Consider the following 13,334-nt stretch of genomic DNA (forward strand, 5'->3'; position numbering starts at 1 on the left):
TCTCAGTGCCAACCGTCTGTCGTCGATCCTGGACCTGTTTCCCGGCTGAGGGTTTGCGCGTCGCCGCGTCCGGGTGCGCGCTTGGGCAAGCCGGAGGATCGGGCGTCCGCCGGCTGGTCCCAAGCGAATGCCTTGGCAGGAACCAACGAACGTTGGACCGGGTTCCGCTCGTTCCGCATTCGCCTTGCGTCTCGCCGAGCGAGCGGTCCATGCCGCTCGGTCTGCGCAAGTGACGGGATATTTGTTGTCAAAAGCTGCATATCCCGTTTCTCGCATAGGTCAGAGAAGATTTTCTCGCATCTCCATGATGCCTCTCAACCATTTGTTTTCCAGCATTTTTTTAATCCGGCATGATTGGCTCGCGCCGACCAATGCCAGAATTCCTCTTGCGCCGAAGCTGAATTTTAGGCATTCAGGATCAAGTTTGTATCTTTAACATGCAAACCTGATTATCGGAGGATCTGAATGCGGCGTCTTGGTATCCATTCATTTGTCTGGACAAACGGCCTGACCCAGGAGGGCCTGGAAATGGCACTCGCCAAGTCGGCGGATCATGGTTACCGGCTGATCGAGTTCGCTTATCTGCGGCCCGAGAAATTCGACCTCGACCGCCTGGCGAAGCAAGCCAAGGAACTGGACATCGAGATCGTGGTCACGATGGGCCTGTCGGCGGATGCGGACGTCTCGAGCGAGGACAAGGCCGTGGTCACCAAGGGAAAGGCGCTCTTGTCCGACGCGGTCAAGGCGGTCCGCGACATCGGCGGCATCCGATTGGGCGGCATTCTCTATTCGATGCACGGCAAGTATGACGGGCTGCCCACGCGAACCGGCTGGATGAACAGCGCCGACGCCATCGCCGCGACAGCCGAGGTGGCCAGGGATAGCGGCGTGCAGATCGTTCTGGAAGTGGTGAACCGCTTCGAGTCCAACCTCTTGAACACGACCGCGCAAGGCCTGAAGTTCATCAAGGACACCGGCCGCGACGACGTCTTCCTGCATCTCGACACGTTCCACATGAACATCGAGGAGGCGAGCCAGGCCGAGGCGATCCGTCTGGCTGGGGACAAGCTCGGTTATTTCCACTTCAACGAGAACTACCGCGGCTATCTCGGCACCGGTACGATCGATTTCGCGAGCATCTTTTCCGCGCTGGTGGACATTGGCTTCCACAATCGCGACGTCACCTTCGAGAGCTTCTCCAGCGCCATCGTCGATGAAGCCCTGTCGCGTGTGTGCGGCATCTGGCGCGACACCTGGACCGACAACAATCCGCTCGCCGCGCATGCCAAGGCTTTCATCGAAAGCCGTTGGGAAGAAGCCGTGCGCCGGGCCGAGATCAACAAGGCTGCCTGAAGACGAAAGGGCTGCGGGCCGACAAGCGCCCGCGCCATCTCATCCCGAGGAGGACGGGAAGATGACGCAGAACGAAGCTATCACCAACGAGAACGGCGCCACCGCGCCGCTTCTCCTCAGCGCCGAAAATGTCGCGAAGAGCTTTGCAGGCGTTCCCGCCCTGGTCGACGGGCGGATTCGGTTGCGCGCCGGGACGGTCAATGCCTTGTGCGGTGGCAACGGTGCCGGCAAGTCCACCTTCCTCGGCGTGTTGATGGGGATGCTGCGGCGCGACGCCGGATCCGTCACGGTGAAAGGCCGGGAGGTGAATTTCTCCTCCCCCGCCGAGGCGCTCGATGCCGGTATCGCCATCATCACCCAGGAGCTCAGCCCGTTCCTGGACATGACCGTCGCCGAGAACCTCTATCTCGGCCGCGAACAGCGGCGCGGCCGCTTCTTCGTCGACGACAAGTGCATGCTAAGCGACGCGGAGGCGATCCTGGCGCGGTTGAAATTCAACATCCCCGCTGGTGCGCGGTTGCGCGATCTTTCGATCGCGCAGGCCCAACTCGTCGAGATCACCAAGGCAATCAGCCGCCGCAGCGACATCCTGATCATGGACGAACCCACCTCGGCCATTGGCGAGCGCGAGGCGCAGATGCTGTTCGACGCGATCCGCACTCTGACCGCGGAGGGCGTAGGCATCATTTATGTCTCGCACCGCCTGACCGAGATCTTCGAGATCGCCGACGATTATACGGTCTTCCGCGACGGCCGTTTCGTAGGCGGCGGATCGATTTCCGAAATCGACCGCAAGGGCCTGATCCGGTCGATCGTCGGCCGCGACCTGTTGGACCATCATCGCGAACCGAAGGATACCGGCCCGCAGAAACCCTTGCTCGAAGCCCGCGGCTTTGCATCGAAGGGAAAGTTCGCCGACATCGACATGACCGTTCATGCGGGAGAGATCGTCGGCATATACGGGCTTCTCGGCTCCGGTCGCAGCGAGTTCGTGAATGCGCTCTACGGAAACGAGCCGCGGGATTCCGGCCAGGTGCTGATCGAGGGCAAGCCCATCGATCTCAAGACGCCCGCCGATTCCATCGGCGCCGGCATTTCGCTGGTCACGGAGGACCGCAAGCAGACGGGCCTGTCACTGACCGCGTCGGTCGCCCACAACATCACCGTGGCCAACCTGCCGCATTATGCGCGCAAGGGCTTCATGAACGGATCGGCGGAAGGCAGGAGCGTGGTCGAGCACATCAAGCGCTTCTCCATCAAGACGGCGTCGCCGGACCTGCCCGTCCAATCCCTGAGCGGCGGCAACCAGCAGAAGGTTGTCCTTGCGCGCTGTGTCGACACCAACCCCAGGATCCTGATCTGCGACGAGCCGACACGCGGCGTCGACGAAGGCGCCAAGCGCGAGATCTATGCCTTCCTCGGCAATTTCGTGAAGGCGGGAAACGCCGTGCTGATGATCTCGTCCGAGGTGCCCGAAATCCTCGCCAATGCGGATCGCATCGTCGTTTTTCGCCGGGGCCGCATCGCAGGCGAGGTCGCCGGACCCGAGGCCACCCAGGAAACCCTCGTTCATCTGGCTTCCTAGCCAGACGATCCATTTCGTGGAGAAGAATCCAATGGTATCCGCCAGTCAAAGCATGAGCGGCATGAGCCTGGGAAAGTTCATCGCCCGTTATGGCATCGTCATCTCGTTTATCCTCCTGTTCGTCGTGTTGTCGCTGGCGTCGCCGAACTTCCTGTCCACCAACAATCTGCTGAACGTTCTGCGGCAGGTCTCCATGAACGGTGTGCTGGCTGTCGGCATGACCTTCGTGATCCTGACGGCCGGCATCGATCTCTCCATCGGTTCGCTCCTGGCGCTGGCCGGCGCCGTGGCGGCCAGCCTGGTCACCGGCGCGGATGCGTTCAATCCGCTCCTAGCAGTCGCGGCCGGCGTCGCCGTGGGCGCGCTTTGCGGCGCCGTCAATGGCGGGCTGATCGCCTACTTCAAGGTGCCGGCCTTCGTCGCCACGCTCGGAATGCTGAGCGTGGCGCGCGGCGCGACGCTGCTTTACAGCGGCGGCCGCCCGATTCCCAATCTCAGCCTCGAATTCCGCTGGCTCGGCCAGGGTCTCGTGCTCGGCATACCGGTACCGGTGATCATTTTCGCCGTCGTCTTCGCTGTCGCGGCAATCGTCCTGCGCTACTCCATTTACGGAAGACGGGTCTATGCGGTGGGCGGAAACCCGCGCAGCGCGAAGACGAGCGGCATCAACACCACCGGCATCATCTTTTCGGTTTACGTCATCATGGGCGCGCTGGCCGGTCTCGCGGGTGTCATGCTGACGGCCCGCACCACGTCCGCCCTGCCACAGGCGGGCATCGGCTACGAACTCGATGCCATCGCGGCGGTGGTCATCGGCGGAACAAGCCTCACCGGAGGTATCGGCCGCATCGGCTATACGCTGGTGGGCGTGCTGATCATCGGCATGATCAGCAACGGTCTCGATCTGATGGGGGTGTCCTCATACTACCAGCAGATCATCAAGGGTTCGATCATCGTCCTCGCGGTGCTGATCGACCGCTCCCGAGCCGGGAGAGAGTAACAGGCGCAAGCGGCGCGGCCGCACGCAACATGGAGGAAATGCACATGAAAACGACAAGACGCTTCCTGATGGGAGCAGCGGCCGGCCTTGCCCTTGCAGGCATGGTGTTCGGGGGGAGTTCGGCCGACGCCAAGACGTTGAAGATCGCGGCGATCGTCCAGAGCCTCAACACCGAGTACAATGTTCTGTGGGCCGATGCCGCCAAGGCGCACCCCGCGCTTGCGGACGGTACCGCCGCGCTGACAGTTCTCGACGGTCGCCAGGACGTGCTGACGCAGTCGAACCTGTTCGACACAGCCATCACCGAAAAATACGACGCGATCATCTTCATCCCGGTCGACATCGACGCCGGCAATGAACCGATCGAGCGCGCGAAGGCAGCCGGCATCCCGGTGTTCGGCTCCAACACGATGGTTTCCAACACCGCGCTCTACGACGCCTACATCAATTCCAACGATGTCGAGGCCGGCGAAATGCTGGCCAAGGCGGTGATCGACAAGGCCGGCCCGCAGGCCAAGGTCGTGATCCTGGAAGGGATGCTGGGCCAGTCGGCCCAGGTACAGCGGCTTGAAGGGATCCAGAAGGTGCTGAAGGAAAATCCCGGAGTGACCATCCTGGAGCAGAACACCGCCAACTGGTCACGCGCCGAGGCCATCACGCTGATGGAGAATTTCCTGACCTCGCATGGCGATGCGATCCAGGGCGTCCTGGCCGAAAACGACGAGATGGCCGTCGGCGCCATCGAGGGCATCCGCAACCACGGCCTGGATCCCAAGACGGTTCCGGTCGCCGGCGTGGACGGCATCAAGGACGCGCTTGAAGCCGTCAAGCGTGGCGAACAGTCGATGTCCATCCTCCAGGATGCCAACGGACAGGCGCAAGGGGCGATCGACCTCGCGCTGCACAAGATCGTCGGCGACAGCTACAAGCCGCGCGCGGCTGTCTGGGACGTAAACGGCGGCAAGCTCGCCTGGAACGACGGCAAGGACCAGCATTACTACGTGCCGTGGCTGGCGGTGACCTCCGAGAATGTCGACAAGGTGCTTGTCGGCAATTGACGCTCCAACAGGAGGATGCCGCTCGCTCGCGGCATTCTCCTTCGCGTCCGGCGCAGCGGGAATTGCTTGCTTCCGACATCAGGCGGTTCATTCTTTGAGGACTTTGCGTTGCCGGAGGAAAAACAAGCTCGGGTGAAGTATAGGCTGGGAACGAACATGCGGAGTCCGCCATGAACCATGTAACCTTCGCCAGCAGCTCGCCTCGCAGGATCCGCCAGAGCAATTCGGTAGCGACGCTGAACGCGCTCCACCGCTTCGGCCCTTTGAGCCGGGCCGATCTCGCCAGGCATATGGGGGTCAACCGCTCGTCCGCCGGCAATATCGTCCTGGAGTTGGTCGAGGCCGGACTCGTTCGCGAAGTAGCGGAGAACGATGTCGCGAATCCGGCGGGCCAGCCCAGGGCCGGAAGACCGGGTATCCTCGTGGAAATCGTGCCTGAAGCCGTTTTCTTCGCCGGCATAGAGATCGGTGTCGAACATATGACATGCGTCGAGATCGATCTCGCGGGCAAGATCGTTCGCAGCGCCATGACGCGCTTCGAAGGACACGACAGCGATCCGGAGGCCGCGGTCCACATGGCGATCGAACAGGTGTTTCTCGAGATGCGGAAGGATAGCCTGGCGCGATGTCAGGGCATCGGCATCGCGGTGCCCGGACAAATGAACCAGGACGGTTTCATCCACGTCGCACCGATCCTGGGGTGGCGCAATGTCGATCTCACAGGCCTTGCCCGCAGCCTTCTTCCGGCCGAGATCCCGGTATCCGCGGAAAATGACGGCAACGCATTCGGCATCGGCATCACATACAGCCAGCCGGAAGCGGCGAGCGGCGTCACCTTCTTCATGGTCATCGAGAACGGTGTCGGTGGCGGAATTGTCATCGACGGCAAGTTGTTCCGCGGCGGCAATGGCCTGGCCGGAGAAGTCGGCCACCTCAAGACACGGAACCCGACATACCGGAATCTGGAGCAGGCCTTCGGGCGCGACCGCATCCTGTCATCCTATCGCCAGTACAGGCCGGACGCCGACTTGGACTTGTTCCTGCGTGACGTCCGCGATCGTGTTCCTCAAGCGGTGCAGCTCGCCGAAGAATGGGCTGTCTTGTTCGCATTTGCAGTCGTGCAGATCTCGCGGCTGATCGACCCGAACCGCATCGTGCTGGGCGGGTCCGTCGCGGAATTGTATCCATTGGTCGCCGCACGGGTCGACGCGCATATCCGCGAGCTCCAGGCCGCGACCTTTCCTATCCCCGAGATCGTTTTCAACGAGAGCGCCATCTATGGAGCTGCCTTCGGAGCCGCTTGCATGATGCATCAGCGCTTCATGTCGCTCGACAACCAGATGCTCAACAAGGACGCGGTTTCCGGTCCAGACGCCTCGGCGTCGTGAAACCGCAAACGACACCACACCTAGGATTGGACGCTTGATGAACGACCTCCCCCAAACGCTTGCACCGGACTCGCTCGGGCCAACCGTGACGATTGGAGAAATCCTGGTAGAGATCGTCGCGAGGCAGACAGGCACCGGTTTCCGGGAACCGATCGACCTCATTGGCCCCTTTCCGAGTGGCGCGCCCGCCATCTTCATCGATCAATGCGCGCGTATGGGCGGAGCGGCGGCAATGGTGGGCGTGGTGGGCGACGACGATTTCGGCGCGGTCAACATGGAGCGCCTGAAGCGAGACGGCGTAGACACTTCCGCCATCGCTGTTTCCGCGGATTATCCGACGGGCAGCGCCTTTGTCCGCTACCGCACGGACGGAAGCCGCGATTTCGTCTACAACATCGCCAAATCCGCCGCCGCTCGACTGGAATGGACCCCGCAGGTCGAGGCGCTGATCGCGCGTTGCGGGCATATCCACGTCATGGGAACGGTGTTCGCAAGCCCCGCGGCCTGGGCGATCACCGAACGCGCGATCCCGCTGATCAAGGCACGCGGCGGCACCATGTCGCTCGATCCGAACCTGCGCAAAGAATTGCTGGCGCACGGCCAGACCGAGGAGAAATTCGCGAGCCTGGTGGACAAAGCGGACCTGCTGCTGCCGTCGGGCAATGAATTGTTCCTGGCCGCCGGCATGGATGGCGAGGAACGCGCAATCGAGGCGCTGTTCAAACGAGGGGTCAAGGAGATCGCCGTGAAGCGTGGCGAACATGGCGCGTCAGCCCGTCAAAGCACGGGCGCCAGTGCCGATTGTCCCGGCCTCATCGTCGAGGAAACGGACCCCACCGGCGCCGGCGACTGTTTCGGCGGAGCCTATGTCGCATGCCGGCGGTTGGGGATGCCGCTGCGGACTTCGCTCGAATTCGCCAATGCGGCAGGGGCGCGCAACGTCACACGCCTCGGCCCCATGGAGGGAGCCGGCACGCGGGCCGAACTGGAAGATTTCATGGCAAGAACGGCGAGAAGAAGCTGATGCGTGTGGCGATCGAAGATGTGCCGGGCCTGCACAGGGAAGGAAAGAAAATCGGGGTAACCTCGGTGTGCTCGGCGCACCCCCTGGTGCTCAAAGCTGCACTGCGCCACGGCCGGGAAACCGGCACCACCGTCCTGATCGAAGCGACGTGCAACCAGGTCAATCATCTGGGCGGTTATACGGGCATGACGCCGTCCGATTTCGCGGCGATGGTGAAAGCGCTCGCGGCAGTCGAGCAGTGCCCGACAGAGCTGATCGTGCTTGGCGGGGATCATCTCGGTCCCAATCCCTGGAAAGACCGGCCCGCCGAGGAGGCGATGGCGCAGGCCGGGACAATGGTCGATGCTTATGTCCGCGCCGGCTTCCGCAAGATCCATCTCGATGCATCGATGGGCTGCGCGGGTGAACCGGCGACGCTAGACGACCATACGGTGGCCGAGCGCGCAGCCAGAATGGCGGGCGTCGCGGAACAGGCGGCCGCGCAGAGCGGCGGGGCAAGCCCGGTCTACATCATCGGGACGGAGGTGCCGCCTCCCGGTGGCGCCGATCACGCTTTGGATGCGATCACCCCGACCAGTCCGGAGGCGGCTCGCCAGACACATGCCATTCACGCCAAAGCATTCCAGGCCGCCGGGCTTGAAAGCGCGTTTTCCCGCGTCATCGGGCTTGTCGTGCAGCCGGGCGTGGAGTTCGGCAACCAGAATGTGATTTTTTACGATCGGACCAAGGCCAGCGATCTGGCGGCAACTCTGAACACATTGCCGTCGCTCATTTTCGAAGCGCATTCGACGGACTATCAGGGCGAGAGGCCGCTGCGTGAACTCGTCGAAGATGGCTTCGCCATCCTCAAGGTCGGCCCCGAGCTGACCTTCAAACTGCGCGAGGCGCTGTACGCGCTCGACCTGATCGCTTCCGATCTGGTGCCTTTCTATGGCCAGCGGCCGCTTTATCAGGCCATGGAAGAGCTGATGCAAGCCGCGCCCAAGAACTGGGCAAGCCACTATCATGGCAGCGATGCCGACAAGCGGACGCTGCGCCACTACTCCTATTCCGATCGCATCCGATATTATTGGGCGACCCCGCAAGCCCGTGCCGCCTGCGACCGGCTCTTCGACGCGTTGAAGGGCCGCAAGGTGCCGGTGACGCTGTTTCTCCAGCACCTGCCTTCGGCGCTCGCTTGGGCCGCCCGCGGCTGCGACGTCGAGGAGATCGCGATCGATCACGTCCAGCGAAGCATCGAGATCTACGCCCGGGCATGCGGCACCTGAGCCCTCGTCCGGTTCTTCAAGGCCAGAGCGGATGGGCTGGCGGGCGGCAGAAATACTTACAGCGATGGTCCCAATCGGATCGGGCTGCCGTCGCTGAAACGGGATTGACGGAACCTGTGGAGATTGTGCCCGGTCTCGTTGCCCTGGATCAAATCGGACAGGATGCGGCCCATTCCGGGTCCTATGCCGAAGCCGTGGCCGCTCATCCCGGTCGCGACAACGAGGCCTGGGAACGCAGCGGCGCGATCGACGATGGGCACGACATCAGGCATCGCATCGATCATGCCCGCCCAGCTCGCCTTGAGCGGTACGGTCGTGAACTGAGGGAAAAGCTCCCTGAACCCGCCGTCGATGGCGCGGAGCGCCGACGTCTCGGGAGCCGGATTGAGGACGCGCATCCGTTCGAAAGGGCTTTCTTCATCCGCGTTCCAGCTGCGCGGGGTCGACCAGCCGTCCGGGTAGCCTCGCGGCGCGGCCGGCAGGTAGCGTGTGCCGAACGGATTGGCCATCAGGGCGCTGACATATTTGCCTGCATGGCGAAATGCGTCCGGCCCTATGTAGAGTTGGCTGCTGCCTCCCGATGCGAGCGTGTACCCGCCATCCTGCCTGCGCCGGAAAGCGATGCGTTCGTCCGCGGCGGCACCGGCGTGGATTTCCGCCATCGGCGCTGTCGCAGCGACAGTCGCCCTGACGCTGAGCTGCGGAATCGAGATGCCGTGGGCGCGCAGGAACAGCGACGTCCACGCGCCGCTGGCGACGAGGACGCTCGAGGCCGCGATGAGCCCTTTCTCGGTCCAGACGCCACTGATGCGTCCCGCGGAGATGTCGAGCATACGTGCCGCGCAATTCTCGATGATCGTCGCGCCTTCGCGGGCCGCCAGGCGAGCAAGCGCGGGCACGGCGACCCAAGGTTCTGCCCGCATGTCCGATGGAGTGATCATTGCGCCTTTGAACAGTCGCGACATGGCCGGGATCAGGCTTGCCAGCTCACCCTGGTCGAGGAGACGCGTGTCGACGCCATGAGCCTGGGCGATCTTCAGGAATTTCGCGAAGCCGGCCATCTCCTTGTCTGTTCGCGCAAGATAGGTAACGCCCGTCTGCTTCAGTCCTATGTCCTCGCCACATTCCTGTGCCAGTTGCCGCCAGAGGCGCTGCGCTTCGATGACGATCGGCAGTTCGTCGGCATCGCGGCCCTGCTGCCGGATCCAGCCCCAGTTGCGCGAGGATTGCTCGGCGGCGATGCGTCCCTTTTCCAGCAGCGTCACCGAGACGTTCCGCCGCGCCAGGAACAGTGCCGTGGTCACGCCAATGACCCCGCCGCCGATGATCACGACGTCCGAGGTCCTCGGCAGGGGCTGCTGGAACTGGATCGGGGTGGCTTCAGTGAAGGGGAAGATTGTCAAAGAGCACTATCCTTTGGCATTCCGCAGCGGCGTCCGGTCTACACACTTGATATCAGGGCAGCGATATCTGGCCGCCGTGAGATGTCGATACCACGCGAGGAGATTGATCGTCAGCTGCTGCTTGCCGGGAACGACGAGGCCAGATCGCGGCGCCGGCAAATCCACGCTTCTGAAATCAATTTCCGGGCCATGGCGCCGACCGGGGGCACGCTTGCCTTCAACAGCGAGTCGATCGCCGGCCAGGCGCCGGAAAAGCTATGCCGGAAGGGCCTGGCACTGGTGTCGGAAGGCCGCAGTATCTTCCGGACACTGACGGTGCGGGAAAACCTGCTGCTCGGCGGCATGATCCGCAAGGACAAGGCCGAAGCGGCCGCCGATCTGGGAACGGGTTCTGGAAATCTTCCGATCCTCAGGACCCGCTACCGCGGCGTTGCCGGCCACCTTTCCGGCGGCGAGCAGCAGCAGCTTGCCATCGCCCGCGCCATCCTGCAGCGCCCGTCGCTGATGATGATCGATGAACCGTCGCTTGGCCTTGCGCCGCTGGTGATCGACCAGGTCTACGAAAGCCTCCGCCAGCTTAACGCCAGCGGGCTGACCCTGCTCGTCGTCGAACGGTCCACCGCTCGCATTCTCGACCTCGCTTCCCGCGTCTACGTGCCGCGCAACGGCCATAACGCGCTGGAGGGTTCGGCAAGCGAGCTTGCCGACGGGCATGCGCTGGAAAAGGCCTATTTCGACTATGGCGATCGTCAGACGGCGCACGCATAATCGGGCAGGCAAGGGCTACAACAATGATTTTCGACTACTGCGTCATCGGCGGCGGCATCGTCGGCCTGGCGACGGCCATGCGGCTGCTGGAAACATATCCCGGCTGCAGCCTGATCCTGTTGGAAAAAGAGGAGGCTCTCGGCAAGCACCAGACCGGCCACAACAGTGGTGTCATCCATGCCGGCATCTACTATCCGCCAGGCAGCCTGAAGGCCGAGCTCTGCCGCAAGGGCGCGGATGCCACCAAGGCCTTCTGCCAGGAGAACGGCATCCGCTTCGATGTCTGCGGCAAACTGCTCGTCGCCACCTCCGCACTCGAAGTGCAGCGCATGGAGGCGCTCCACGAACGCTCGAAGCAGAACACGATCGAAGTCCGGCGCGTCAGCGAGGGTGAATTGAAGGAGCGGGAACCGAACATCCGCGGTCTCGGCGCGCTTTTCGTGGCCTCGACCGGCATCGTCAGCTATGCCGATGTCTGCCAAGCCATGGGGCGGCGCATCAGGGCGCTTGGCGGCGAGATCCGCCTGTCGACGCGCGTCACCGGCATTCGCGAAGTCATCGATTCCGTCGATATCGCGTCGGCCGGCGAAAACTGGCAGGCGAAAAAACTGGTGGTCTGCGGCGGTCTCCAATCAGACCGGCTGGCCGTGCTCGCCGGGCTTTCGATCGAGCATCGCATCGTTCCCTTCCGCGGCGAATACTATCGCCTTCCCGCATCGAAGAACGACATTGTCCGCCATCTGATCTATCCCGTCCCGGATCCAGCCCTGCCCTTCCTTGGCGTGCACCTGACGCGGATGATCGACGGCAGCGTCACGGTCGGGCCGAATGCCGTTATCGGTTTTGCCCGCGAAGGCTATCCACGGCTTTCGTTCAATGTTTCGGACATGGCCGACTACGCGCTGTTTCCCGGCTTCTGGAAAACCGTGTTCGCCAACCGCGGATCTGCGGTAACGGAACTCCGCAACTCGCTCTGGAAGCCAGGCTATCTGAAGGAGTGCCGGAAATACTGTCCGAGCCTCAAGCTCGCCGACCTGCTCCCGCACGAAGCAGGCATCCGCGCGCAAGCCGTGCGCAAGGACGGTGCCCTCATCCATGATTTCCTGTTCGCACAAACGGACCGCATGCTGCACGTCTGCAACGCGCCTTCCCCCGCCGCCACCTCGGCGATCCCGATTGCAGAGATGATTCGAGATCGCCTCATACAGGGCTGCTGAAAATGAGGCGGTACGCACTGGAGCCCAACTGAACGCTGGAGTATCTGCCTTGGCCAAGAAGGGAATTAGGGCACCGGCCGCGGCCAACGCAGCTTTTGCGTCGGAACCAGATCGGCGCACCACCAGGCCAGCAATGCCGCTCCCGGCGAGAGGGTAGCAACTTGGCCTGCGGTTTCCGCAAGCAAAGGTTCCGTGTGGACGACGGCTTTTTTGGCTGCGCAAAGATCTCAGGCGAAACGACGGCTGACGTCATTGGCAGGGTTCGCTCCCGGCTGACCGCCATTTTGTCGACCGTCATAGCTGGACGGCCTCCCTATGGCACCAGAATGGTACACGTCCATAAGACGCACCGACACCCAAGCCAGCCTAGCTAACCAGAAGCCTTTAAGTCTTTGAAATTATGTCTCTATTTATGGTACCGTTGGCTGGGATCGAACCAGCGACCTCCGGATCCACAATCCGGCGCTCTAACCATCTGAGCTACAACGGCACGTTGCCTGAGCGGATCGAAACAGAAACTCATCCGCCGCTCTGTCGTTCGGCGATGCGTCCTTACGGGCTTATGGATTCTAATTCAAGGCTTTTGGAAAGCAAAGGTCACTTCCCCACATCGGCGCGGCATTCGCCCGGCAAGAAGGCGCAGGCAAGGACCAGGCGACGGACAAAGAAAAAGGCCGGCGGGAGGAGGTGCCGGCCTTTTCCTGTTACGAGCCAGCGGGAGGAGGTGCTGGCTGGTCACCCCGGGGAGCAGAGGGAGGAGGTTCCACTCACCGGGTATTCCTTGATGGCTGCCATCATACACCTGATCGTTTTTAAGAAAATGCGACCTTTTGTTGCATCTTCAGATCATGCGCAAATGTTAGGCAACCTTGATTTCCTTCATCGCCTTCTCGAAGGCGGTCTTGATCGGCTTGGAGACGTCCTCGGCGGCCTTGGAGGCAACGGCCTGGAAGTCCTTGGCCTGCTCGACGGTCGATTCGACGCGCTTGCGCAGGAAGGCGGTCTGCAGCTCGACGACTTCCGACAGCGACTTGGCGCCGATCAGGGCTTCGAGGTGGGAAAAACCGGCCTCGGCATTGGCACGCAAAGCGGAGATGGTCTTGAGCGACAGGTCGTTGGAAACGGTCTTGGCGGTCTCGTAGGTCGACTCCAGAGCCTTCTGGGTCTCCTCGGCGCCGGTCTTCAGCTTGGCATAAGCCTCTTTCGACTGCTCAACGCCCTTTTCGGCGAAAGCGCGAATCTGGTCAGTGGCCTTGGAAGCGTCGAAGCT

11 protein-coding genes and 1 tRNA gene are annotated in these 13,334 nt (G+C 62.5%); 9 read left to right on the forward strand and 3 right to left on the reverse strand.

What is annotated here, in order from left to right; translation table 11 throughout:
- Nucleotides 1-465: 465 nt before the first annotated feature.
- The 7 genes from EN969_RS01880 to EN969_RS01910 all read left to right on the forward strand — a co-directional run bounded on the left by EN969_RS01880 (nucleotide 466) and on the right by EN969_RS01910 (nucleotide 8,676).
- Nucleotides 466-1,353, forward strand: a complete 888-nt coding sequence (locus EN969_RS01880; protein ID WP_013530264.1) for a sugar phosphate isomerase/epimerase family protein — start codon at nucleotides 466-468, stop codon at nucleotides 1,351-1,353.
- 61 nt (nucleotides 1,354-1,414) lie between these two features.
- A complete protein-coding gene (locus tag EN969_RS01885; protein WP_063170081.1) occupies nucleotides 1,415-2,938 on the forward strand; it encodes a sugar ABC transporter ATP-binding protein in 1,524 nt (507 codons plus the stop codon).
- Between the two features lie 31 nt (nucleotides 2,939-2,969).
- Nucleotides 2,970-3,938, forward strand: a complete 969-nt coding sequence (locus EN969_RS01890) for an ABC transporter permease (protein WP_032898845.1) — start codon at nucleotides 2,970-2,972, stop codon at nucleotides 3,936-3,938.
- Nucleotides 3,939-3,982: 44 nt separating this feature from the next.
- Entirely contained in the window at nucleotides 3,983-4,996 is a 1,014-nt protein-coding gene (locus tag EN969_RS01895; protein WP_063170467.1) for a substrate-binding domain-containing protein, read from the forward strand.
- A gap of 170 nt (nucleotides 4,997-5,166) precedes the next feature.
- On the forward strand, nucleotides 5,167-6,384 hold the full coding sequence (locus tag EN969_RS01900; RefSeq protein ID WP_024502254.1) for an ROK family transcriptional regulator: 1,218 nt from the start codon (nucleotides 5,167-5,169) through the stop codon (nucleotides 6,382-6,384).
- Between the two features lie 37 nt (nucleotides 6,385-6,421).
- Nucleotides 6,422-7,408 carry a sugar kinase gene (locus EN969_RS01905; protein ID WP_063170080.1) on the forward strand — a complete coding sequence of 329 codons (987 nt, stop codon included), beginning with the start codon at nucleotides 6,422-6,424 and terminating at the stop codon, nucleotides 7,406-7,408.
- Entirely contained in the window at nucleotides 7,408-8,676 is a 1,269-nt protein-coding gene (locus tag EN969_RS01910) for a D-tagatose-bisphosphate aldolase, class II, non-catalytic subunit (protein WP_032898842.1), read from the forward strand. The genes EN969_RS01905 and EN969_RS01910 overlap by 1 nt, the downstream gene beginning before the upstream one ends.
- A 56-nt stretch (nucleotides 8,677-8,732) precedes the next feature.
- On the opposite strand, the gene EN969_RS01915 is transcribed toward EN969_RS01910, so the two are convergent.
- On the reverse strand, nucleotides 8,733-10,079 hold the full coding sequence (locus EN969_RS01915) for an FAD-binding oxidoreductase (RefSeq protein ID WP_063170079.1): 1,347 nt from the start codon (nucleotides 10,077-10,079) through the stop codon (nucleotides 8,733-8,735).
- Between the two features lie 81 nt (nucleotides 10,080-10,160).
- Here EN969_RS01915 and EN969_RS01920 point away from each other — a divergent pair, with 81 nt between their 5' ends.
- Nucleotides 10,161-10,847 carry an ATP-binding cassette domain-containing protein gene (locus EN969_RS01920; protein WP_063170078.1) on the forward strand — a complete coding sequence of 229 codons (687 nt, stop codon included), beginning with the start codon at nucleotides 10,161-10,163 and terminating at the stop codon, nucleotides 10,845-10,847.
- 26 nt (nucleotides 10,848-10,873) lie between these two features.
- Nucleotides 10,874-12,064, forward strand: coding sequence for an L-2-hydroxyglutarate oxidase (gene lhgO / locus EN969_RS01925; protein ID WP_199489664.1), 1,191 nt, complete (start codon nucleotides 10,874-10,876; stop codon nucleotides 12,062-12,064).
- A gap of 413 nt (nucleotides 12,065-12,477) precedes the next feature.
- On the opposite strand, the gene EN969_RS01935 is transcribed toward lhgO, so the two are convergent.
- Nucleotides 12,478-12,554, reverse strand: a tRNA-His gene (locus EN969_RS01935).
- Between the two features lie 369 nt (nucleotides 12,555-12,923).
- Nucleotides 12,924-13,334, reverse strand: a 411-nt coding sequence (locus EN969_RS01940; RefSeq protein WP_127418972.1) for a phasin, incomplete at its 5' end; no start/stop codon positions are given.

The organism is Mesorhizobium sp. M7A.F.Ca.CA.003.01.2.1 (assembly GCF_003998945.1).
In the GTDB taxonomy this organism is placed as follows: domain Bacteria; phylum Pseudomonadota; class Alphaproteobacteria; order Rhizobiales; family Rhizobiaceae; genus Mesorhizobium; species Mesorhizobium ciceri.